Raw genomic sequence first — 21275 nt, forward strand, 5'->3', positions numbered from 1 at the left:
TCTGTATGAGGTCTCTCGGGCTATCTTCAACGGCCCAACGAAAACTTGATGAATACCTTCCGGAACCAGCTTGGAAGAGACAGAGGAGACGTTCAGCACTTCAACTCAGAGGTTATTGTTTACGGCCTGTTTCAGAAGGCGGATCGGCGTGTGTTTCTGACGGGCCCTTTTCAATTGAAAGACGACCAAGCGGTAGCAGCTGCGTCGATCACTTCTAACGCGTCTTGACTCCCATTTGCTTCCCCTTTCTCGAAATCGTCCTCAGTCTGTCCCATCTGATTAGTCACATGCGCAAAGCAAACGACTGGTACGTCTCGAACCTCCGCAAACGTGTACAGTGCGGCTGCCTCCATTTCTACGGCAAGGATTTCTTCTGACTTCGCACGTTCAATTGCAGTCTCCGTCTCCCGAAACGGGGCGTCCGTCGTCCACGTTGCCCCAGTATACACAGGTCGAGACACAGTTTTGCACGCCTCTGCGACCGGAGCACTCAGATCTTCATCAAGAGTTGCATAGCGGCTCGTCGAACGGTAGTGATGACTCGTCCCTTCGTCGCGGAGCGCACGCTCGATAAGGACGAAGTACGGTGGATCGTCCTTCACCACGATCTGGCCCGACGAGGTTATACTGACGAGAAACCGACAGCCGGCGGCAACCAGTTGCTCCGCAACAAGAACAGCGAACGATGACCCAACCGCGCACCCAACGATACCGAATTCCACACCGTTTCGCTCGAACCGGTAGAGATCGGTGTGATAGCCGGGCCACGCTTCGTCTCTATACGCTTCTCCGGTGGCCGTCAACTGGCGCACGATGTCTCCATCCGGATCGAGGATACAGATATCCGGAACAGAGCGTTCCGGGAGATTCTTCTGCCGTCGGGCATTCTCCAGCAGTGCTTCCGGCGTAAAGACAGATGATTCCTCAAATTCCTTTGATTCGAGAAGCGGAGATGAATCCGAGTGGGACGAGTCAGTCATATAGCCTGTCTTCACGGAACTCAGACAAGGATATTGTGGTCACTCATACGGTGTCCCGACTACCGCCGAGATCGCGGCAGCCGTCGGATCAGTACTCTCGAAGACGTCCTCGTCTGAGATACCGAGGAAGAACTCTCGATCTCCATCAACGTACTCTCGTATCGTTTCCGTCAACTCCTCAGAGTCCCGGTAGACCATCTGTTGGAAGTAGGAACCTTCTCGCTGGAGATTCGATTGAACGTACTCGGAACGTGTGTTCAATACGAGTGTAACCAAGGTTCCATCGGAAGCGAGGACGCGAGTCGCCTCCGTTAATACCGCGTCAACATCGAAGATGAATTCGAGTGTCGAGACGAACACGACAGCATCTACGGATCCGTTTGCGACGGGGAGTTCGGTCGCATCGCCGAGAACGAATGGTGCAGAAACTCGTTCTCGGGCCGCTTGAATCATCTCCTCCGAGCGGTCCAGTCCGATCATCCTGTGATTGGGAAAGCGGTCTTCGAGCGAACCGATACCGCATCCAACGTCGAGAATCTGGTCGTCAGCGGCGACGTGCCGTTTCACATACGTGGCTTCGCGGTCCATGACTGCTGTCCCGAACTCGCTCTCACAGAATCGAATGAAACTCGCAACGTCACTCATATGATGTGGAACTTGCTGTTTTGATCATCTAACGAATTATCTGGCGACCTGACGACCAACTAGTCGGCAGGCTGTTCAGCCTGCCCTGTCTTCTCTACTTGCAGCGGGTCAGCCGTCGATGTCGCGGTGACCAAGCGCAAGAACTGTCCCGCGTTCGTGAGGAGTTTGTTCTCAGCCTTCCGGAGGTGTTCTTCGTACGTCGAACGAGCGACGGCCGTCTGATCGGCCAGGTCTCGAAGTGAGGTCTTCCGTGGTTGCTCGTAGTACCCGCTTTCCAGTGCTAATTGGAGTGCTGCTAATTGCCGGTCAGTGATGTTCTCGAACAGTTGATTCGCCGGGGCCAGCATACTGTGGGGGATCTGTTTCTCCGAAATCGAGGTTTTCGAGAGCAGCTCGATCTCCCTGTCGGATCGCAGATCACTGAGCAGGTCTCGAATGTCTTCACCGTCGAACGCGACCACCGTGTAGTGCTCCCAGCCCTGGCGGTAGATCGTCGGCGACTGATACAGACAGTTGTGTTCCTCGAAGCGGTCGATGATCGACTGCTCAAGTGAACAGAGGCAGGACTGCGTGACGACGTGATACCCGTCCTCGTCCTCCGATTCGTGTAGAACGGTTCCGAGTTGGTTGATGTCGTCAAGCAACTCGTCAGTCGGTGTTGCCTCTGATGTGATCTCCAGTACTTGGCAGTCGCTCAGCGGCCACTCGCGGATGGTCAAGTCCGGGTACCGCTCTGAAATCACCCGGTATGGACATTCGTGTTTGACCCGGATCGAGGCCTCGTACAGACTCACACGAATGACTTCGAACTGGGCAGAATTAACAGTGCCGGTCATGTCCGGCAGCGCCCATATGCGAGTATATCTGCTATTCAGGAATACCGATGCAGGAGATACCGCCGGAGGAACTCAGCGAACAGTTACAAAACGGCGACGAGGCCCCGGTCGTCCTCGATATTCGCCACGAAGAGGATTTCGAAGAGTGGCACATCCCGGGTAGTATCAACGTCGATATCTACGACGAACTAACCGAAAGCTCTGAACAAGCCAAGGAAGCCCTCTCAGATCTCCCCCGTAACGAACAGATCGTCACTGTCTGTGCTGCCGGTGTCGTCTCGGAGACCGCGACAGAAGTGCTCCAAGATCTGGACTACGACGCAGTGACGCTCACGGACGGGATGAACGGTTGGAGCCGTGTCCACCGGCACGCGGAAGTGACAGCCGACCTCGATGGCACGCTCATTCAGGTCGCACGGCCGGGGAAGGGCTGCCTCTCACACGTCCTCATTTCGGACGGTGAAGCCGCCGTGTTCGATCCGTCACATTACCTCGGCGAATACGAGGCGATTCTCGATGAATACGACGCCGAACTCGTCGGCGTCTTCGACACGCACGCCCACGCTGACCACGTCTCGGGCGCTGCAGAACTCGCCGACCGACACGGCGTTCCCTACTCCCTCCACCCGAAGGACGCGCTCGCCATCGATGCGATGCCGGTTGAGGATGGACAGACCGTGACGGTCGGCAGTCTCGATATCGAGGTCATCCACACACCGGGACACAGCGAGGGGAGTGTCTCGTTCGATATCGACGGCGCTGCGCTGATCACAGGCGATACGCTCTTCCACGAGAGCGTCGGGCGTGTCGAACTCGGCGTCGAAGCGGGAATCGAAGACTCCGATGTCGAGGAGAACGCCGCAACGCTCTACGAGAGCCTCCAGCGATTGCTGAAACGGCCGGACGATGCAGTTGTGTTGCCCGCGCACGATCCCGGCTCGCCTGAACCGCCTGTGACCGCGACGGTTGCGGAGGTCAAGGAACGGAACGACGATCTCGGCCGAGACCGTGAGGACTTCATCGACGAACTCGCTTCCGACATCCCGGATCACCCGCCGAACTTCGAGCGTGTCAAGCGGACGAACGTGGGACAGGAATCTGTCCCGGCCGACGAACTGGCCGAACTGGAACTGGGCCCCAACAACTGCGCAGCGGAGTGACTCATGAGTACTGGAACTGAAATCAAACAGGGCATCCGCGAACACCTCGGACAGTTCTCGCTACACGTCCTGCTGGTGTTCGCCACGGGCCTAACTATCGGATCCGAACGAACCGTCGTCCCCGTTCTGGGAGAAGAGGTGCTCGGCATCGAGTCGTTCCTGGTTATCGGGTCGTTCGTCGTTTCGTTTGGAATCGTGAAGTCGATTCTCAATCTCTACGCTGGCAAATGGGGCGAGGAGTACGGCCGCAAGCCGGTGCTCGTCGCCGGGTGGGCGACGGCACTCCCCCTGCCGCTCATTCTCATCTTCGCCCCCAGCTGGGGGTGGATCACGATCGGAAACGTTCTGCTGGGCATCAACCAGGCCCTGACCTGGAGTATGGCGATCAACGCGAAAATCGACCTCGCGGGGCCCGACCAGCGAGGCCTCGCGGTCGGCATCGACGAGTCGTTCGGTTACACTGGCGTCGCTGTCGGGGCGTGGATCACGGGCGCTATCGCCGGGCAGTGGAGCCTCCGGCCCGAACCGTTCTACTTCCTCGCCGTCGTCGTCGTGCTGGCCTTCCTCATCTCCATCTTCCTGATCAAGGAGACCGTCCAGTACGCTCAGGCCGAAGGTGACGACGACCACCACGACGCGAACCTGCCGTTCAACGAGGTGGTGAAGCGGGCGACCTACGGTGACAGGACGCTGTTCGCTGCGGCTCAGGCCGGCCACATCGAGAACTTCGTGGACACGCTGTTCTGGATTGCCGTCCCGCTGTATCTGGTCAGCCAGGGTCTTGGTATTGCGGCTGTCGGGGTGGTGGTTGCTGTCCACAGCGCGATGTACTTCCTCCAGATCGTCACCGGTGGACTTGCCGACCGTATCGGTCGCCGGCCGCCCGTTGTCTGGGGAATGTTCCTCGCAGGTGCCGGCGTCCTCGGAATGGTACTCGTGGAGGGATATCTCGCGTGGGCTATTCTGGCCGCCGTCTCCGGTCTCGGCATGGCACTACTGTATCCGAACCTGATGACCGTACCGAGCGACGCTGCCCACCCGACGTGGCGGTCGGCCGGGATGGGAGTCTACCGGATGTGGCGTGACTCGGGGTATGCTGTCGGCGCAATCCTGATTGGACTCTCGATGGAGCTCGTGAACGCTGAAGCAGCGTTCTACATGACTGCAATCCTGATGTTCACGTCCGGTGCAGTCGTGTACATCTGGATGGAAGAAACGCATCCCGACTTCGGGACACACGAACCGCCTGCACCTGCGGCAGAGCAACCGGCCAAGACAGTTACCCAAGACTAGTCCAGCGGAATTCTTCTTCGGTAGTGACCGTATCCGATTTCTTGACCTCGATACGAACAGATTACAGACTACTGTCTGCCGAATACGCGCGTTGTATACAGCACGGCCATCCGAAGCTGACGGATGCCAGTACTCCCGGCAGACCTCACTCCGGGCTCGTCATCACCGGCAATTTCCAAAGACGCGGGCAAAAGAGCCGTCATTACGGGAATATCACATTCCCAGAAGGGGTCTGGCTGGAGTGATTTGTATTATTTTCAGATTATTCTAATAGAATAATTGAAATGCACTCCCGGAACACTACCGGGCGAGGATCTACTAGTGGATCCGCACTCAAAGTACGGCAGTACATTCATTACGTAAGCACGCTAATTCCGCAGCATGCCTGTGAGTATTGACGAGTTCGAATCGGGTGACCTTCCCGAGGGACCGAGTGTGCCCGAGCAGGTGATTACGTACCTCCACACACACCGGGACGCGGCGTTCACCCGGTCGGAGATAGCTACTGCCATCGACGAGAACCCGAATACGGTCGGCACCGCACTCACGCGATTGAAAGAGCGTGACCTCGTTCGCCATCGAGGACAGTACTGGGCAATCACGGAGGACGAACAGCGGGTCGCCGCAGCGTACAATCTGCACGACGTGAGCGAACAACTCGACGAAGCCGACGGCGGAATCGAGTCGGAGTACTGGGACGCTGCCGCACCCGACCAGCCGCATCCGAGCGAACAGAATTCGAGCGAGGACGAGTGATCGATGGAGCCGGAACGCGGCGATGTCGTCAGGAGTACCGACCCGTTCAAACTCGGCACTGATCGCCAGCGACCGTGGCTCGTCGTGAACAACAGTTCTCACCCCTTCGCCGACGAGCAACACGTCGCGGTCGCTATCTCGACGAAGGCGTACGACGACTCGCTTCGTCTCGGGGAGGACGTCTGGGAAACGGGCGGTGTTCCCCGAGAGTCGTTCGTCTCGCCGTGGGCGATTCACTCGCCCCGGATCGAAGACCTCGTCGCGTGGCAGGGCCGAGTTACTGACGAATTCGTGGATCGCGTCGTAGACTCACTGGAGACGTATCTGCGGTAGTTCGAAAGGATGTACGCCCGGAACACTATCGAGAGAGTTTCGACTAGTAGACTCGGAGGAACTAAATTCGAGTGTTCTATGGCCAGTGTTCGATGGTCGTCACGGTGAACAGAGACTCCTCCGAAAGGACAGCTTGGACGCGGCCGTGCCAGACTTCTGCGAACAGTTCGCGTTCTTCCTCGCTGGCCGTCCCGTCGATGATCTGCTGGAGATTGCCCAGAGCAGGCCCGCCATCCGGGACATCGCCGACGTGGTAGGTCACCTCGACGGTTTCGCCAGTGTCGCTTCGGCGGAACCGAAACGTCGGGTCAGCACTGTCGGGGTCGAACGCATCGAACGTCAGCATGTTCTGGCGATCACCGTGACCGCCAGCGAGCCCACCGAAGCCGTCTTCCTGGGCTGCGCCGGTCACGTACGAGACGAGACGTCCCATGACGCCGTATGTGGCGTCGTCGTGCGGCCCCGCAGCGAATACCTCGATCTCGCTCCGAACAGGGAGTTTGTCGGGAAATAGCGTGTTGAGGCCCAGCTGGGCGATCCGATAGGCGCCCGACGCGGTCGGACACGAGTGTCCTGCCGCCTTCACCACGTCCTCGTAGGTGACGACGAACGGGTCACCAGGTTCGAGGACAGCGAGTGCTTCCGCGACTGGGTCGCGGATCCGGATCGGTTCGACGTCGTATTCGACGGCCCAGTTCGAGTCGGGGCGGTTCGTGTCGGTCGGAGTCGTGTTCTCTGACATTGGTAGTGAATTCCCGAGAGTCGTTGTGGCACTGTTCTGTTAGTACCGCAGCAGCCGCATTCCGTTGCCGATCACTGCGAGGACGCTGGCCTCGTGGACGAGCATCCCCAGAGCGAGCGTGACATAACTCGTCAGGACGCCCGCCAGCAAGAGCGTCACCGTCAGCACCGCAAGACCGACATTCTCGTAGATGTTCCACCGGGTGGCCTTGCTGAGTTTCACCGCGTACGGGATGCGTTCGAGGTCGTCGGCCATCAGTGCCATATCCGCCGTCTCGATGGCGGTATCCGTGCCGGCGGCACCCATGGCGATGCCCACGTCGGCGGTCGCCAGCGACGGCGCGTCGTTGATGCCGTCCCCGACCATCGCCACGACGTGCCCGTCGTCGCGGAACTCCTCGATGACAGCTTGCTTGTCCTCGGGCAGCAGCTCGGCGCGGTAGTCGTCGATACTGACTTCTTCGGCGACCGCGCGAGCGGTGCGCTCGTTGTCGCCGGTGAGCATCACCGTCTCGATACCTGCGTCTTGTAACTGGGCGACGACGCCGGACGCGGCTTCGCGCAATTCGTCTCGAAGTGCGATAGCACCGATGACGACGCCGTCGCGGACGACGTGGACGGCAGTCTCGCCGCGTTCTTCGCGCTCACGGACATACTCGGCAACTTCGTCCGGAAGCTCGATTCCGCGCTCGGCGAGCAGTGCCCGGTTCCCGACGACGATCTCGTGGCCATCGTAATGGGCGACGACGCCCTTCCCGGCGACCACGTCGAAATCGTCAGGGTCAGGGAGAGATTTTTCGTCCGTGTCTGCCGAGCTGTCGTCTGCCCGGATAGCCGCCGTACCGCCATCGGTCACGGGAGTCTGTCGGTTCTGGGCCGCCTCGAGAACGGCGTTACCGAGGTGGTGCTCGCTTTTCTTTTCAGCGATGGCTGCAAGCTCCAGCACGTCGCTCGCATCGGTATCGAAGCCTGCAACGTCGGCGACAGCCGTTTCTCCTTTCGTAAGTGTCCCGGTCTTGTCGAAGGCAACGAGGCCGATCTTGCCGGCCTGTTCGAGATGCTCGCCGCCTTTCATCAGGACACCGCTCCGAGCTGCATTCCCGATCGCGGAGACGATGCTGACCGGCGGCCCGATAACCAGCGCGCCGGGACAGCCGATGACCAGCAGCGTCAGCGATAGAATTGCGTTCTGCGTGACTGCGTAGGCGCCGATGGACAGCGCGAGTACACCCGGCGTGTAGTACTTCGCGAAGCGGTCGATGAGGCTCTCCGTTGGCGACTGAACCTCCTGGGCTTCCTCGACGCGGCGGATGATCCGCTGGAGCGTCGTGTCCGACCCAGCTCCGGTCGTCCGAACCTCGAGGGCACCCTCCTGGTTGACCGTCCCGGCATACACCTCGTCGCCGTCAGCCTTGTGAACGGGCGCGCTTTCGCCAGTGACCGGCGCCTGATTGACGGCGCTCTCTCCATCGACGACGTCTCCGTCGACGGGAATTTTCTCGCCGGGCTTGACGATCACGATCTCGCCCTCTTCGACCTCGCGGGCGGCCACCTCTTTTTGCTCGCCATCGCGGCGGACAGTGGCGGTGTCTGGCGTCATTTCGAGGAGTTCTTCGAGGGCGTTGCGCGTCTTGCGCATCGTGCGCCCTTCGAGGTACGAGCCGAGCGCGAACAGGAAGACCACCGCGGCGGCCTCCCAGTACGAGCCGATAGCTATCGCGCCGACGGCGGCTAGGGTCACGAGCGTCTTGATGCCGAGCGTCCGGCTTTTCACTTCGTGGTAGGCGGTCTTGGCGATGTCGTAGCCGCCGACGATAGCTGCGAGGATCAAGATCGCGGCGCTCGCCGTGTTGAAGGCCGAGACGTAGCCGAGCGTCCAGCCGCCAGCGTACAGCAGGCCGCTCACTGCGACGATGATAGCTTTCCGGTTTTTGCGATAGTACTGCTTGATTGATTGGGTATCCATGATTTTCCTCGCTATGCGGGCTGGGGCGAGTAGCCCTGATTTTCGATGGTCTGTTCGAACGTATCGGGGTCGGCGACGCTGTCGTCGTAGTCGATCTCGACGCGGCCGGTTGAGTAGTGTACCTCGACGTCTTCGACGCCGTCCTGATTCGACAGGGCACGTTCGACGGTGCTTGCACAGCTCGGACAGTCGAAGTCCATCACGCGGAATTGGGTCGTTTCGCTCATCACAGTTCTACGTAGTACCCGTACCCACTAAAGTATTTTTTAGATGATATGTTTGAATGTGTACACGGGGTGTTTGAACGGACAAACGAGTCGTATAGAGCTTTCACTGGGCCCTCGGAAGAAGGCGTCAAAAAGGGGTCTGTGCAGCGGTCGGTACTACTTAGCGTGTACACGCCGTCGGTTCACATATGAGCACGTCCGATAGCGAGAATGGGCTCGAAGATATCGCCGTTCGAGATACGCGGGTGTCTGATGCCATCGATGAGCCGATGCGGGCGATGATTCTCGATATTCTCGCTGACGAGACGCTAACAGCGAGCGAGGTCCACGAGCGTCTCGCCGACCGGGGAATCGACCGGACTGAAAACACGGTTCGTCACCATATCAACGAGCTTCGAGATGCGGGACTCGTCGACGTCGTCCGGTTCGAAGAGGGACGGGGCGGGACGACAAAATACTACGGAGCGAACACGACCGTCCTCTCCTACTCGCTGCCGGACTCAGCCGACCCGGCGATCGAGGAGATGATCGATGCCGTCCAACCACAACTCGAAGCAGTACTAGACACCCTGACCGACGAGTACGACGACGTGATCGACGATATCACGGCAGAGATGCAACCCTGTGAGCACTGCCGAACCCAGAAATACGAGACGTACGTGTTGTTGACGGTCCTCCGACGGGCCTTCGTCCGAGCACATCAAGACGGAGAGTCGGCATACCCCACGACGGAATGCTAAGACGTATCGTCTTGACCTGAGAAAACAGGACGTTGTGCGTTCGCGCGTTGTATACAGTCATCCGAAGCCGATAGATGCCAGTATTCCCGGCAGACCTCGCTCCAGGATCGTCATTCACTGGGAGTTTCCGAGATCCGGCGAGAACGAGAGGCTGCTAGGGGCAAATCTCGTTCAACGATAGACTCTGACTGAAGTAACTATATTATTTTCAAATAATCCTACTAGCATACTCGAAATGTACACCCGGAACACTAACGACCGACATCATCCCAGGCGGCGTGCCGTGGTCAGCCGGGAAACCCTCGTGCCGGGCGGGGCTCCGTGAGGAGCCCGATCGACGAGGCGGCGTCAGCAGCCACGTCGGGTCGCCCTACTGGGCGACCGAATGCCGAGGCGCTTCGACCCCTCGGCTGGCCGGCGCTTGCGGCGCCACTCGGTGTCGCGTGCCCGGGTTCGCCGCGCGGTCATCGCTCCCGTACGGGTGCGCTCGGGCGGGGACTGAAGGCACGCACTCCGAGTAGTCGGTCGGGACGATTAAACGCTCCGCACCGCCGACCGGGAGAGCGACGAGAGCGACCGGGGACCACAGGACGGCACCGAAACCGGCTCAGAGGATCGTCGGGGAGGCGAGCAGTCCGCCGACGACCAAGAGGGCGGCGGCGACGACCGACGCAGCGAGGAAGAACGGGCGGGCCTCGCGGGCGGGCTCGCGGACCTTCCGCTGGTCGAAGCCGTCGGCGAGCTTGCTCGACCCGACCTCGACGAGGCCGGCGAGGACGAACCACAGCGCGACCATCGAGAGGACGAGGTGGCCGCGGCCGGTCCCGGTCAGCGACTCGACGGTGTAGCGGCCGGTGCCGCCGGCGAGGTGCCCGCCCGTGGCGAGCAGGGCGAGCGCGCTCGCACGCGAGACCCACCGCAGTTTCTCGACGACGGCCCGGAGCGGTTCGGCGTTGGCGGTGCCGTCCTGCGCGGTGGGCAGGACGCCGAGGGTGACGAAGACGACGCTGCCCGTCCACACCCCGCCGAAGACGAGGTGCAACACGTACATCGCCGTGTCCAGCGCTGACATACGCGTCCCGGAGGACGCGACCCCCTTGAAGCTACCCACTTCCGGCGGTTCGCGGCCCTCGCCGCCGATGGGGGCCTCCCGTCACCGGCTCACGCCGTGTGAGCACGCTTAAGATGCGGCCGGCGTTGCCTTCCGGTATGGAACCACGGGACCTCTCCGACCACACCGTCTACCGCGCCGGGAGGGGCATCGAGGAGGTGGCCCGCGACCTCGGGCTCGACCCCGACGACCTCGTCAAGCTCTCCTCCAACGAGAACCCCTTCGGCGCGAGCCCGGAGGCCGTCGAGGCCGTCCGCGAACACGCCGACCGCGTCTCCAGCTACCCCAAGTCCGCCCACACCGACCTCACAGAGAAGATCGCCGACCGCCACGACCTGACGCCGGAGCAGATCTGGCTGACCCCCAGCGGCGACACGGCGCTGGACAACATCGCGCGGGCGTTCATCGAACCGGGCGACCGCGTGCTCGTCCCGAAACCCGGGTTCGCCTACTACCCGATGTCGGCCCGCTACCACCACGGCGAGGTCGACGAGTACCGCCTGGAGAAGACGGACGACTTCGAACAGACGCCCGAGACGGTCCTCGACGCCTACGACGGTCACCGGATCGTCTACGTCACCTCCCCGCACAACCCGACGGGCTCTGAGATGAGCCTGGCCGACGTGCGGACGGTCGCCGAGGAGACCGACGAGGAGACGCTGGTCGTCTACGACGAGGCGTACATCCACTTCACGGACTCCCCGTCGGGGATCGGGCTCGTCGAGGAGCGCGAGGACGTGGCCGTGATCCGTACGTTCTCGAAGGCCTACGGCCTGGCGGGGATGCGCCTGGGCTACGCCGTCGCGCCCGCAGAGTGGGCCGACGCCTACGCCCGCGTGAACACGCCCTTCGGGGTGACCGAGTTGACGTGTCGCGCCGGCCTGGCCGCACTCGACGACGACGACCACGTCGAGAAGACCGTCGAGACGGCGAAGTGGGCCCGCGAGTACATGCACGAGCACCTGGACGCGAAGACCTGGGAGAGCGGCGGGAACTTCGTCCTCGTCGAGGTGGGCGACGCGAGCGCCGTCGCCGACGCCGCCCAGCGCGAGGGCGTCATCGTCCGCGACTGCACCAGTTTCGGCCTCCCGGAGTGTATCCGGATCACCTGCGGGACGGAAGACGAGACCCGCCGCGCCGTCGAGACGATCAACGAGATCGTCGCGGAGGTGTCGGCGTGACGCCCGCGCGGCGGTCGCCCGCGAACCGGGCCGCGGGAGGGGGCGCCTGATGCGCGTCGCGGTCACCGGCACCCCCGGAACGGGGAAGACGACGGCCGTCGAGCGGCTCGCGGACGCCGACGGGCCCGCCGCGGACCTCGACGCCCTCCACCTCAACGACGTGATCCGCGAGGAAGAATTCGTCGTGGAACACGACGAACAGCGGGACTCGGCGGTCGCCGACATCGACGCGCTCGCCGACTACCTCGACGGCCGGGAGAACGTGCTCTTCGAGTCCCACCTCGCCCACCACTTCGACGCCGACCGGGTAGTCGTCCTTCGGTGTCACCCCGAGGAACTGGAGCGGCGGCTGACCGAGCGGGGCGAACCGGCAGCGAAGGCCGAGGAGAACGCCGAGTCGGAGGCGCTGGACGTGATCCTCGCCGAAGCCGTCGAGCGCCACGGCGAGGAGGGCGTCTACGAGGTCGACGCGACCGACATGGGCCCCGACGAGGTGGCCGCCGCCATCGAGGCGGTCGTCGCCGGCGAGCGCGAGCCCCAGGTCGGTACAGTTTCGTTCGTGGACTATCTATGACCGGGCCCGGATGACGCTGGACCGATTCCGCCCCGCCGTGAAAGGCGCCGTCGCGCCGTCGGTCGCCCTCGCGAAGCGCGTCGGCCTGACGCCCAACGGGGTGAGCGTGCTCGCGCTGGCGCTGGCGCTCGTCGGCGGCGCCGCCTTCGCAGTCGCGCCGCGCCGCGACCCCCTCCTCTATCTCGGCGGCGCCGTCGCGGTGGCGCTGAACGGCTGGCTCGACCTGGTCGACGGCGAACTCGCCCGCGAGACGGGCACCGGCAGCGACGCCGGCGACCTGCTCGACCACGTCCTCGACCGCTACGCCGACATCGTCGTCATCTCGGGGCTGGCCGCCGGCCTCGACGCCTACGCGCTGGGCCTGGCCGCCGTCACCGGCGTCCTGATGACCTCCTACCTCGGGACGCAGGCCCAGGCGGTCGGCCTCGACCGCGTCTACGGCGGGCTCGTCGGCCGCGCCGACCGCCTGGCGCTGGTCGTCGCCGTCGGCGCGGCGGCCGCGTTCGTCACGCAGCCGTTCCGGGGGCTGACGGTCGTCGGCTGGCTGCTCGTCTTCTTCGCCGTCGTCGGCCACTTCACCGCGCTCCAGCGGTTCTACTACGCGATGAAGGCACTCTGAGGGGCCCGCGGTCGCCGGCGAGGCCCGACGGTCCCGGTCCGGCCCGTCCACGGCCGCTTCGCCTTCGAGCGACTGCGAGGTGGCTGCGGACAGGCTCCGCTTCGTGGCCGACTACTTTCACGGCCGAAAACGGCCCTTCGTTCGCGGGACGGCGCGGCGATCGGGTCCGGAATTCCGCCTCCACTTTCACCGCGGAGGTGCGGCTAACGGCTTTTGTACCGGCGTCACTGGTCCCGGATATGACGGCGAGTGAGTACGCGAACGACGGCCGGACGGGCGACCGTCAAGCGAGGCCGACGGAGGGACGGGACGACGAGGAGGCGCCGTGGCACCGGCGGCGCTGGACGACGATCGTGCTGGAGGAGTGCGGCGGCGGCTGGCGGGCGACCCAGACCGGCGTCGCCGCCGAGGGGCACGGTGAGACCGCGGCCGACGCCGCCGCGGCGTACTGCCGGCGGATCGCCGGGACCGGCGACCGGCGCGGGAGGAGTGGGGACGGCAACCGCGATCCCGTGGACACGGAAGCCTCGGGGTCGAACCGCCGGGGTGGTCGCGATGGCTGACGCCCGGCGGCCGGGCGCGCGGGTGGTCTACCGGTGTCGCGCCTGCGAGTTCGCGTTCGGCGTCGGGAGCGTGGGCGCGGTGCCGTGCCCCCGCTGTGGCTGTATCGGCGACCACGACCGGACTGGGACGACGGCGGGGGCGACGGATGGTGGCCCCTGAGGACCTGGCCGACCTGCTGGCGGAGCCCTACCGGGTGGCCTGCCCGAACGGCCACACGGCGCTGAAACCGGCAGCGACGACGCCCAGCGCCTACTGCCGGAGCTGCCGGGAGTCCTACCACGCCAGCGAGCTGGTCGACCGACGGTCCGAGCCCGACGCCTGCAAACCGTACCGCAACGCGAAAGACTAAGTGTGCGTGGCAATAACATGCAGGTGGAGCCATACGGGGCTCCCGACGTGAACCAGCGTCGTGAACTCCCGGAATATTGGCACCGTGCACGAACGAGCGGGCGAACCGCGACGGGTCCTGGCCACCCCGTCGCACCTCGAGGTTTTTATCGACGCAACCGGGCGAGAGTGGCAGGTACCGTGTTCTCGGGTAGGTCCGATGCGTGTGTAAGCAGTGGCGAGTCCGCGATCGCGGACGAACGGACGACCGCGACCGCAGACGAACGGATGATCGTGGACGAGTGGACGACTGCCGACAGCGTGAAAGCCTCGACCGCAGACGGACGGATGATCGCGGACGAATGGACGACCGCAGACAGGGTGAAAGCCCCCGCTTGCTCCGGTCGAGGGGCTCGCTGCGCGCTTCACTCGCTTCGCTCGTTCCAGTGCTTGCGTCGCCCGTCTTCCCGGAGCGAGCGGCCCCTTTCATCCCCGCCAGCGTCGGCTGACCGGCCAGTCTGTGCGGGTGGGAATGAAAGGGGCGACCGTCTCGACGAAGCCCGGGGAAGCAAGCACCGCAGCCCGGAGGGCGAGGAGCGCAGCGAGCCGCGCGAGTCGAGACGGTCGGGGCTTTCACGCTGTTCGGGGGCACGAGTCGGTGGGCAGTCGTGGCGGGTTTCGCCATCTCGGAATCGGTGCCCGTGTCCGCTCCGACAACTCCTGCGAAGACCCACCGGATGACCGTTCGAACCCGTCGGCCAGTAACTCTATTGGGGAGGGCGGAAACGGGAGTGTGTGAACGGACGCTGGGGCGGTCGCGCGGTCTCGGAGAACGCCATCCTGCTGCTGATGGCGCTCGCGGCGGTGCTGCTGGCGATGTCGCTGGTCACGTCCATCTCGGGCGGGCCGACCGAGCCCGACCGGCCGCGGGCGAGTTTCGTCTTCGAGACCAACGGGACCGACGTGGTGGTCACCCACTACGGCGGCGACCGGCTCAACGGCTCGCACGTCTACGTCGAGTCGGCGACTCGCGGCCGACTCGGCACCTTCGCAGGCACCGACAGCGCCTGCGCGACGCCGGTCGAGAACGTCACCCTGGGCAGCGAGTGCCGGGTTCCCGGCGCGGCCTACGAAGGGCTCTACGTCGCCTGGAACGGGTCGGCCGGCGAGCGGCTCATTCTCGACCGCCGGCCCGCGGACCCGACGCCCTCGCCGACTCCCACTGCGACACCGACCGCGACGCCGACACCGACGGCCACTCCCACGGCGACCCCGACGCCAACGCCGACCTCGACGCCGGACATCGGGTCGCCGACGGAGGGGACCGCGGCACCGAACGAGACGGTCACACCGGGGAACACCACTGCCGGACCGACCGGGACCGCTGCACCGAACGGGACCGCCGCCCGGACCGGAACCGACGACGGCGGGACGGGGACGCAATCGGGGACGGAGACAGCCGCCCCGACCGGCGCCGACACGCCGACGGCCGCGGAGACGCTGGTCCCGACGCCCGGGGGCGGATGACCCCAAACCGTGACGAGGGGTTCTTGGCCCGCGGCGCCGGAAGTCCCACAGAGGCGATGCCCGCGAGCGAGCGCGGCGATCCGGTACGCCGGACGCCGACGGCCGGAGGGCGGCCATGAGCGGCGACCTCGGGAGCCTGGGGGCCGACGCGACGCCCGACCAGGTGGTCTGTCACGTCGACATGGACTGCTTCTACGCCGCCTGCGAGCGACTCCGGGAGCCCGCGCTGGAGGGGCAGCCGCTCGTCGTCGGGATGGGCTACGAGTCCGACGAGGCCCACGGCGCGGTCGCCACCGCCAGCTACGAGGCCCGCGAGTTCGGCGTCGAGAGCGCGATGGCCATCTCCGAGGCGCTCGAACGGCTCCCCCGCAAGGTCGAGGCCGCCCGCGACCCGGAGCTCGACGTCGAGGAAGCGGGCTTCTACCGCCCGGTCGACCTCGATTTCTACAACGAGGTCGCAGACGAGGTGAAGGCGATCCTCCACGACGCCGCCGAGGTGGTCCGGGAGGTCAGCATCGACGAGGCGTACCTCGACGTGACCGACCGGGTCCGCTGGGACGAGGTCGAGACGTTCGCCCGCGACCTGAAAGAGCGCATCGAGGCGGAGGTGGGCGTCGCCGCGAGCGTCGGCGTCGCGCCGACGATGAGCGCGGCGAAGATCGCCAGCGACTACGACAAACCGGACGGGCTGGTCGTCGTCGAACCCGGCGAGGTGCGGGAGTTTCTCGCGCCGCTGGACGTGGCCGAGATCCACAACGTCGGGCCGGTCACCGCCCGGCAGTTGCGCGACATGGGTATCGAGACCGCGGGCGACCTGGCAGCGGCCGACCCCGAGCGCGTCCGGGATACCTTCGGCGAGCGCGGGCTGGAGGTCCGGCGCTACGCCCGCGGCGAGGACCCCCGCGAGGTGACGCCCGTCGGCGAGCCGAAGAGCCTCTCGCGGGAGTCGGCGTTCACCGAGGCGACCGACGACAGCGAGCGCAAGCGCGAGAAGGTCCGCGCGCTGGCCGCCGACGTGGCCGACCGCGCACAGCGCGAGGGCGCGCTGTACCGGACCATCGGGATCAAGGTGGTCACGCCGCCCTACGACGTGAACACGCGCGCCGAGTCGCTGCCGGGCCCGGTCGACGACCCCGACCTGCTGGAGTCGACGGCGCTCGATCTGCTGGAGGAGTTCGACGACGACCGGGTCCGCAAGCTCGGCGTCCGCGTCTCGAAGCTCGACTTCGCGGAGAGCGACCAGGCCAGCCTCGCCGGGTTCGAGGGAGCGAGCGGCGAGGACAGCGGCGGAGCGGACGCGGACGATCCGGCGGAGGACAACCGCGCCGACGGCGATGCGGGCACGGACGACCCGGTGGACGACTCGGACGGTCGGGACGCTCCGGAGAGTCCCGACGGCCAGCGCTCGCTGCGGGACTACGAGTAGCGCGTCGGCCGATACCGGGGATTGTTATCGGAGAGCGTCCAACAGGCGAGCCATGCGACTGGCACGACTGCAGACCCCGGAGGGCGTCGTCAGCGGGCGCTACGAGGACGGAACGGTGATCGCCGACGACGGCGAGTACGCCGTCGGCCGCGACGGCGAGTTGACCTATCCCTGTTCGCCGTCGGCGCTGTACTGCGTCGGCCGCAACTACGCCGAGACGCTCGACCAGATGGACTACGAGCGCCCGGAGGAGCCGGACTTCTTCATCAAACCGCCTGCCGCGCTCGTGGGCCCCGACGACCCGGTGTACTACCCCGAGTGGACCGACGAACTCACCTACGCCGGCGAACTCGTCGCCGTCATCGACGAGCGGTGTCGGGACGTGAGCCCCGAGGAAGTGCCCGAGGTGGTCCGCGGATACACCATCCTCGACGACGTGGACGCGCTCGACCAGCAGGGGCGCACCGCGCGGAAGGCCTTCGACACCTCGGCGCCGCTGGGGCCGTGGATCGAGACAGACGTAGACCCGACCGGCCTGGACATCGAAACCACCGTGGGCGGCGAACTCCGGCAGGACGCCAACACGGAGCTGATGCTGTTCGATCCCTACGAGGTCGTCTCCTACCTCTCGCGGCGGTTCACGTTCCGGCCCGGGGACTGCATCGCGTTCGGCAGCCCGGCGAACCCGGGGACGGTCGAACCGGGCGAGACCGTCGAGATCACCTACGAGGGCGTCGGGACGCTGCGGAACGAGGTCGTCGAAGCGGAGTAACCGGCGGGCGGTGGTGGCGCGACCGTCCGGCCGGACACCGGCCCAGCCGGGAACGCCTTCCGCGACCGTCGGCGTAAAGGCGTTCGACGGGGTACGGACGGCCAGTGAACAGCAACGACAGGGCGATCACGGCGCTCGCGTCGCTGGCCCACGGCGCGGTCCACACCTACGAGATGACGGTCCCGCTGTTCGTCGTCGTCTGGCTGGCCGAGTTCGACGCGATCCCGCTCGGCGTGGCCTCCGTCGACGTGACGACGGCGACGGTCGGCGTGGTCGTCACGCTGGGTTACGGCCTGTTCGGCCTCGGCGCGCTCCCAGGCGGGGTCCTCGTCGACCGCGTGGGCTCGCGGCGACTCATCAGCGCCTGTCTGCTCGGGATGGGCCTCTCCTACGTCCTGCTCGGCCTCGCGCCGAACATGCTCGTCGTCGCGGCGGCGCTGGTCCTGTGGGGGGCCGCCGCCAGCGTCTACCACCCGGCGGGCCTCTCGCTCATCAGCAAGGGCGTCTCCGAGCGCGGCACCGGCCTCGCCTACCACGGCGTGGCCGGCAACCTCGGCATCGGCCTCGGGCCGCTGGCCGCCGCGGTCATGCTGCTGTTCGTCGAGTGGCGGACCGTCGCGCTCGTGCTCGGTGCGCCCGCCGTCCTCGCCGCCATCTACGCCGCCCGCGCCGACTTCGACGAGACCGCCGCCGTCGCTGACAGCGAGACGGCCGCCGACGGCGGCTCGAAGGCCACCAGCGGCGTCGACGACCTCGGCGAGTTCCTCGCGGAGTCGCGGCTGCTGTTCGCGGGCGGGTTCGCGCTCGTGTTCGTCGTCGTGATGTGCTCGGGGCTGTACTACCGCGGCGTCCTGACCTTCCTCCCGGAGTTGCTCCGGGACCTCCCCGGGTTCGACCCGATCCCGGTCGATGCTCTGCTACCCGAGTCGCTCCGGTCGGCGCTCGGCGTCGAGTCCGGCACCGGCCGACCGCTGCGACCCCAGGACTACTTCTACTCGGGGCTGCTCCTCGTCGGCGTCGTCGGCCAGTACGTCGGCGGGAAGCTCACCGACCGCGTCCCCCTCGGCTACGGCCTCGCGGGCGCGTTCGGCACGCTCGCCGTCCTCGCGGTGCTGTTCGTCCCCGTCTCCGCGATGGGGCTCGCCCCCCTGATGGTGCTGGGGGCGCTGCTGGGCGCGTTCCTGTTCGTCGTCCAGCCGATGTACCAGGCGACCGTCGCCGAGTACACCCCCTCGGGGACGCGCGGGCTCTCCTACGGGTTCACCTACCTCGGCGTGTTCGGCGTCGGCGCCCTCGGCGGCACTATCGCCGGCGGGATCCTCGCCGTCGCGAACCCGACCGCGCTCTTCCTCGTACTTGCCGGGATCGCCGCCCTCGGCGCGGTCACCGGGCTGGTACTGACTCGCCGGGCCGACTGAACCCGGCGGATGCCCCGGTCGACGGCCGCCCGGGTTGACGGCCCCTCGCACCCTCAACAGAAGTTCTGCGTGGCGACCACCTGCGTCTTGCCGTTCTCGGGGTCGAGGACGACGCCGACGCCCTCGCGGTTCCAGTAGGGCCGCAGGCGGTTCTCGCGGTGTCCGGGGGAATTCATCCACCCCTCGACGATGCCGCGGGCGATCCGCGTCTCGTTGCCGTCGGAGCTCACGACGCCGCCCTCGGTCTCGACGGGGGTGTCGGCGTAGGTGTACGCGAGGTTCTCGCCGCCGGTCACGTACCGCTGGCCGCCGGTGTCGACCCGGCAGTCGTGGCCGAACCGCTCGTAGCGGTCGAGCAGGGTCTGCCCGTCGGGCCCGGTGTGGGCGAAAAACTCCTCGGTGGCTATCCGGCGGCTGTAGTAAGTGGCGATCTCCGCCAGGCCCTCGCCGTAGGCCAGCGTCGGGCGGTCCCGATCGCGGCGGATCTCGTTGACCCGGTCGTGGATCGTCCGCTCGATCAGCGTCGTGTCGATGTCGTCGCTCGCGTCCGAGTCGGGGCTGTCGGCGGCGGACGACCCCGCGTCGTCGGTCAGCGCGACCGGCTCGGCACCGCCGACGACCGTCCCGTCGGAGTCGGCGAGCGAGGCTCCGGTGGCGTCGGTCGGCGACGCGGTGGCGTTCGGCGCCCCGACTGCGGCGCCCGGTCCCCCGCCGAGCGCGACCACTCCCAGGCCGACCGCGGCTGCGACGGCCAGGAGGACGCCGACCGCGACAGCGACGGTCCGGCCCGCGAGCGCGGCGGTGCCCGGGCCGCGGACGGGGCCGCTCCGCTCGAAGTGGTCCATCGAGCGGGGGTAGCCGATCCGGGCGGAAAGGGCCGTCGCCGACACTCGCCGGCCGGTCGGCCCCCGACAGTCGGGTCCCGTCGGTCCACGCTGGTCCGTCCAGCCGGTCAGTCGACGCCGTTCTCCAGGTTTTCGAGGAGTTTGCCGACGAACAGCCCCATCCGCGGGGAGAGCTCGTCGTTCTCGGGAGTCTCCACGGGGTGGGCGGCCATCGTCTCGACGAAGCGCTCGCCGAACGTCATGGTGTGCATCATGTCGACCACGTCGACGGTCAGCCCGGCGTCGGAGGTGTCCATCTCGGGGTGGCGCTCGCGCTCGGCAGGGGAGTAGCTGATCGTCCACGACGGGCCGCCCACGGCGTCGATCACCGCGTCGAGCGGGCCGATCTCCAGCGGCCCGTCGGGCGCGCCGACGTAGACGGTCCCCTCCTCGACGTGGGTCTCGTAGCGCGTCACCGTCCCGTCCACTCCATCGGTCGCGACCACTCTACCCCCGATTCGGGCTCCGCTGGTAAATGTATTGACCATCGAACCGATGGTGCTGTTCGGGACTTCGCGCGTCGAGTGGGTGGTTCCGGTCGATCTGTTGTGGGTGGGGACCGAGTGAGCGTAACTCCCGAACACCCTCGTCGCCCTCGCTAGCTGTCGTCTCGACCGCTGGGAACAGCAAGCGACGAACGTTCGCTTCGAGGCGCGCAGCCCCTCGCACCGCACGGATACGTTGCCCGCTCAGGCGACGCCCGGCGCGAGCGCGCCTCGCCCGTTCAGTCCGCCAGGGATCGCACCGCCCCGCACAGCACCGGGGACGGCACGACTCTCCCCAGCCGATTGCGCTTCTCGCAGGCTGCGATGCTCATCCACCGTCGGAGCACGCTCCGACGAGCCTTCGCTCGCGGGCTCGCGAAGACAGCGAGGGAGCGGCGGTCCCTCGGGCCACGCGGGCGACCCCGGGTCGCCCGCAGACCTCGTGCGGCTACGTCGCGCGCACAAGGTCGCGCAATAGTGCACGCCGACCGCAACAGTGCTCAACTGTAGTTAGCATCCGGCGCCGCAGGCGCCGGTTCACCGGACGCGAGCGAACGCAGTGAGCGAGTCGTCCGGCCTTTTTCCCCACGTCGCTCTTGCGAAGTAGATTGTTGACGGCGAGAGCTGCGGCTGAAAGTCGAAGAGGGCAAGGGCACCGCGCCAGCGGTGCCCGATATGATCCCATGGAGCCGATTCATCTCGGAATCGGC

The 21275-nt window shown here is 65.7% G+C and carries 24 protein-coding genes; 15 read left to right on the forward strand and 9 right to left on the reverse strand.

Annotated features, from left to right (window positions below):
• Positions 1-170: 170 nt before the first annotated feature.
• Genes ACMGFG_RS15695 through ACMGFG_RS15705 form a run of 3 tightly spaced genes read right to left on the reverse strand, consistent with a single transcriptional unit; the run spans position 171 to position 2419 of the window.
• Positions 171-980 carry a nucleoside phosphorylase gene (locus ACMGFG_RS15695; protein WP_436931269.1) on the reverse strand — a complete coding sequence of 270 codons (810 nt, stop codon included), beginning with the start codon at positions 978-980 and terminating at the stop codon, positions 171-173.
• Positions 981-1019: 39 nt separating this feature from the next.
• Complete coding sequence (locus ACMGFG_RS15700; RefSeq protein ID WP_436931270.1) at positions 1020-1625, reverse strand: class I SAM-dependent methyltransferase; 606 nt, start codon at positions 1623-1625, stop codon at positions 1020-1022.
• A 59-nt stretch (positions 1626-1684) separates the two neighbouring features.
• Positions 1685-2419, reverse strand: a complete 735-nt coding sequence (locus tag ACMGFG_RS15705) for a helix-turn-helix domain-containing protein (protein ID WP_436931271.1) — start codon at positions 2417-2419, stop codon at positions 1685-1687.
• Between the two features lie 89 nt (positions 2420-2508).
• On the opposite strand from ACMGFG_RS15705, the gene ACMGFG_RS15710 reads away from it, so the two are divergent.
• The 4 genes from ACMGFG_RS15710 to ACMGFG_RS15725 all read left to right on the forward strand — a co-directional run bounded on the left by ACMGFG_RS15710 (position 2509) and on the right by ACMGFG_RS15725 (position 6003).
• Positions 2509-3621, forward strand: a complete 1113-nt coding sequence (locus ACMGFG_RS15710) for an MBL fold metallo-hydrolase (RefSeq protein WP_436931272.1) — start codon at positions 2509-2511, stop codon at positions 3619-3621.
• Between the two features lie 3 nt (positions 3622-3624).
• Positions 3625-4914 (forward strand): MFS transporter, encoded by a 1290-nt coding sequence (locus ACMGFG_RS15715; RefSeq protein WP_436931273.1) that lies wholly within the window; start codon positions 3625-3627, stop codon positions 4912-4914.
• 381 nt (positions 4915-5295) lie between these two features.
• A complete protein-coding gene (locus tag ACMGFG_RS15720; protein ID WP_436931274.1) occupies positions 5296-5670 on the forward strand; it encodes a hypothetical protein in 375 nt (124 codons plus the stop codon).
• Positions 5671-5673: 3 nt separating this feature from the next.
• Positions 5674-6003: a hypothetical protein gene (locus tag ACMGFG_RS15725; RefSeq protein ID WP_436931275.1), complete on the forward strand. Its 330-nt coding sequence runs from the start codon at positions 5674-5676 to the stop codon at positions 6001-6003.
• Between the two features lie 76 nt (positions 6004-6079).
• Here ACMGFG_RS15725 and ACMGFG_RS15730 read toward each other — a convergent pair whose 3' ends face one another.
• Genes ACMGFG_RS15730 through ACMGFG_RS15740 form a run of 3 tightly spaced genes read right to left on the reverse strand, consistent with a single transcriptional unit; the run spans position 6080 to position 8937 of the window.
• A complete protein-coding gene (locus ACMGFG_RS15730; RefSeq protein WP_436931276.1) occupies positions 6080-6745 on the reverse strand; it encodes a hypothetical protein in 666 nt (221 codons plus the stop codon).
• A 39-nt stretch (positions 6746-6784) separates the two neighbouring features.
• Positions 6785-8710, reverse strand: a complete 1926-nt coding sequence (locus ACMGFG_RS15735) for a heavy metal translocating P-type ATPase (protein WP_436931277.1) — start codon at positions 8708-8710, stop codon at positions 6785-6787.
• Positions 8711-8721: 11 nt separating this feature from the next.
• Complete coding sequence (locus ACMGFG_RS15740; protein WP_338740754.1) at positions 8722-8937, reverse strand: heavy-metal-associated domain-containing protein; 216 nt, start codon at positions 8935-8937, stop codon at positions 8722-8724.
• Positions 8938-9125: 188 nt separating this feature from the next.
• Here ACMGFG_RS15740 and ACMGFG_RS15745 point away from each other — a divergent pair, with 188 nt between their 5' ends.
• On the forward strand, positions 9126-9677 hold the full coding sequence (locus ACMGFG_RS15745) for an ArsR/SmtB family transcription factor (RefSeq protein WP_436931278.1): 552 nt from the start codon (positions 9126-9128) through the stop codon (positions 9675-9677).
• Between the two features lie 607 nt (positions 9678-10284).
• Here ACMGFG_RS15745 and ACMGFG_RS15750 read toward each other — a convergent pair.
• The gene (locus tag ACMGFG_RS15750; protein WP_436931279.1) at positions 10285-10749 is read right to left on the reverse strand and encodes a transporter; all 465 of its coding nucleotides are present in this window, start codon (positions 10747-10749) and stop codon (positions 10285-10287) included.
• Positions 10750-10886: 137 nt separating this feature from the next.
• On the opposite strand from ACMGFG_RS15750, the gene hisC reads away from it, so the two are divergent.
• The 10 genes from hisC (at position 10887) to ACMGFG_RS15800 (ending at position 19196) form a co-directional block, all read left to right on the forward strand.
• Positions 10887-11969, forward strand: a complete 1083-nt coding sequence (gene hisC, locus ACMGFG_RS15755; protein ID WP_436931280.1) for a histidinol-phosphate transaminase — start codon at positions 10887-10889, stop codon at positions 11967-11969.
• A gap of 49 nt (positions 11970-12018) precedes the next feature.
• Positions 12019-12543, forward strand: a complete 525-nt coding sequence (locus tag ACMGFG_RS15760; RefSeq protein WP_436931281.1) for an adenylate kinase family protein — start codon at positions 12019-12021, stop codon at positions 12541-12543.
• 10 nt (positions 12544-12553) lie between these two features.
• Complete coding sequence (locus ACMGFG_RS15765) at positions 12554-13162, forward strand: CDP-alcohol phosphatidyltransferase family protein (protein WP_436931282.1); 609 nt, start codon at positions 12554-12556, stop codon at positions 13160-13162.
• Between the two features lie 239 nt (positions 13163-13401).
• Complete coding sequence (locus tag ACMGFG_RS15770; RefSeq protein ID WP_436931283.1) at positions 13402-13725, forward strand: hypothetical protein; 324 nt, start codon at positions 13402-13404, stop codon at positions 13723-13725.
• The gene (locus ACMGFG_RS15775; RefSeq protein WP_436931284.1) at positions 13718-13885 is read left to right on the forward strand and encodes a hypothetical protein; all 168 of its coding nucleotides are present in this window, start codon (positions 13718-13720) and stop codon (positions 13883-13885) included. Before ACMGFG_RS15770 ends, ACMGFG_RS15775 begins: the two co-directional genes overlap by 8 nt.
• Complete coding sequence (locus tag ACMGFG_RS15780) at positions 13872-14075, forward strand: hypothetical protein (protein ID WP_436931285.1); 204 nt, start codon at positions 13872-13874, stop codon at positions 14073-14075. Before ACMGFG_RS15775 ends, ACMGFG_RS15780 begins: the two co-directional genes overlap by 14 nt.
• Positions 14076-14848: 773 nt before the next feature.
• Positions 14849-15580, forward strand: coding sequence for a hypothetical protein (locus tag ACMGFG_RS15785; protein ID WP_436931286.1), 732 nt, complete (start codon positions 14849-14851; stop codon positions 15578-15580).
• 115 nt (positions 15581-15695) lie between these two features.
• A complete protein-coding gene (dinB, locus tag ACMGFG_RS15790) occupies positions 15696-17006 on the forward strand; it encodes a DNA polymerase IV (protein ID WP_436931287.1) in 1311 nt (436 codons plus the stop codon).
• Positions 17007-17058: 52 nt separating this feature from the next.
• Positions 17059-17778 carry a fumarylacetoacetate hydrolase family protein gene (locus tag ACMGFG_RS15795; protein WP_436931288.1) on the forward strand — a complete coding sequence of 240 codons (720 nt, stop codon included), beginning with the start codon at positions 17059-17061 and terminating at the stop codon, positions 17776-17778.
• 104 nt (positions 17779-17882) lie between these two features.
• The gene (locus tag ACMGFG_RS15800; protein WP_436931289.1) at positions 17883-19196 is read left to right on the forward strand and encodes an MFS transporter; all 1314 of its coding nucleotides are present in this window, start codon (positions 17883-17885) and stop codon (positions 19194-19196) included.
• Between the two features lie 53 nt (positions 19197-19249).
• Here ACMGFG_RS15800 and ACMGFG_RS15805 read toward each other — a convergent pair whose 3' ends face one another.
• Both ACMGFG_RS15805 and ACMGFG_RS15810 read right to left on the reverse strand, forming a co-directional pair.
• Positions 19250-20041, reverse strand: a complete 792-nt coding sequence (locus tag ACMGFG_RS15805) for a CAP domain-containing protein (protein WP_436931290.1) — start codon at positions 20039-20041, stop codon at positions 19250-19252.
• A 107-nt stretch (positions 20042-20148) separates the two neighbouring features.
• Entirely contained in the window at positions 20149-20496 is a 348-nt protein-coding gene (locus ACMGFG_RS15810; RefSeq protein WP_135364667.1) for a hypothetical protein, read from the reverse strand.
• Positions 20497-21275 lie beyond the last annotated feature (779 nt).

The organism is Halosimplex halobium (genome assembly GCF_051414055.1).
GTDB classification, from domain to species: Archaea; Halobacteriota; Halobacteria; order Halobacteriales; family Haloarculaceae; genus Halosimplex; species Halosimplex halobium.

Excerpts from the sequence above, each read along its gene's own strand:
- dinB (WP_436931287.1), top strand. The coding sequence starts at position 15,696 with ATGAGCGGCGACCTCGGGAGCCTGGGGGCCGACGCGACGCCCGACCAG.
- ACMGFG_RS15725 (WP_436931275.1), top strand. The coding sequence starts at position 5,674 with ATGGAGCCGGAACGCGGCGATGTCGTCAGGAGTACCGACCCGTTCAAA.
- ACMGFG_RS15730 (WP_436931276.1), bottom strand. The coding sequence starts at position 6,745 with ATGTCAGAGAACACGACTCCGACCGACACGAACCGCCCCGACTCGAAC.
- ACMGFG_RS15715 (WP_436931273.1), top strand. The coding sequence starts at position 3,625 with ATGAGTACTGGAACTGAAATCAAACAGGGCATCCGCGAACACCTCGGA.
- ACMGFG_RS15700 (WP_436931270.1), bottom strand. The coding sequence starts at position 1,625 with ATGAGTGACGTTGCGAGTTTCATTCGATTCTGTGAGAGCGAGTTCGGG.
- hisC (WP_436931280.1), top strand. The coding sequence starts at position 10,887 with ATGGAACCACGGGACCTCTCCGACCACACCGTCTACCGCGCCGGGAGG.
- ACMGFG_RS15795 (WP_436931288.1), top strand. The coding sequence starts at position 17,059 with ATGCGACTGGCACGACTGCAGACCCCGGAGGGCGTCGTCAGCGGGCGC.
- ACMGFG_RS15770 (WP_436931283.1), top strand. The coding sequence starts at position 13,402 with ATGACGGCGAGTGAGTACGCGAACGACGGCCGGACGGGCGACCGTCAA.
- ACMGFG_RS15740 (WP_338740754.1), bottom strand. The coding sequence starts at position 8,937 with ATGAGCGAAACGACCCAATTCCGCGTGATGGACTTCGACTGTCCGAGC.
- ACMGFG_RS15720 (WP_436931274.1), top strand. The coding sequence starts at position 5,296 with ATGCCTGTGAGTATTGACGAGTTCGAATCGGGTGACCTTCCCGAGGGA.
- ACMGFG_RS15710 (WP_436931272.1), top strand. The coding sequence starts at position 2,509 with ATGCAGGAGATACCGCCGGAGGAACTCAGCGAACAGTTACAAAACGGC.
- ACMGFG_RS15695 (WP_436931269.1), bottom strand. The coding sequence starts at position 980 with ATGACTGACTCGTCCCACTCGGATTCATCTCCGCTTCTCGAATCAAAG.
- ACMGFG_RS15765 (WP_436931282.1), top strand. The coding sequence starts at position 12,554 with ATGACGCTGGACCGATTCCGCCCCGCCGTGAAAGGCGCCGTCGCGCCG.
- ACMGFG_RS15775 (WP_436931284.1), top strand. The coding sequence starts at position 13,718 with ATGGCTGACGCCCGGCGGCCGGGCGCGCGGGTGGTCTACCGGTGTCGC.
- ACMGFG_RS15745 (WP_436931278.1), top strand. The coding sequence starts at position 9,126 with ATGAGCACGTCCGATAGCGAGAATGGGCTCGAAGATATCGCCGTTCGA.
- ACMGFG_RS15780 (WP_436931285.1), top strand. The coding sequence starts at position 13,872 with ATGGTGGCCCCTGAGGACCTGGCCGACCTGCTGGCGGAGCCCTACCGG.
- ACMGFG_RS15735 (WP_436931277.1), bottom strand. The coding sequence starts at position 8,710 with ATGGATACCCAATCAATCAAGCAGTACTATCGCAAAAACCGGAAAGCT.
- ACMGFG_RS15805 (WP_436931290.1), bottom strand. The coding sequence starts at position 20,041 with ATGGACCACTTCGAGCGGAGCGGCCCCGTCCGCGGCCCGGGCACCGCC.
- ACMGFG_RS15760 (WP_436931281.1), top strand. The coding sequence starts at position 12,019 with ATGCGCGTCGCGGTCACCGGCACCCCCGGAACGGGGAAGACGACGGCC.
- ACMGFG_RS15750 (WP_436931279.1), bottom strand. The coding sequence starts at position 10,749 with ATGTCAGCGCTGGACACGGCGATGTACGTGTTGCACCTCGTCTTCGGC.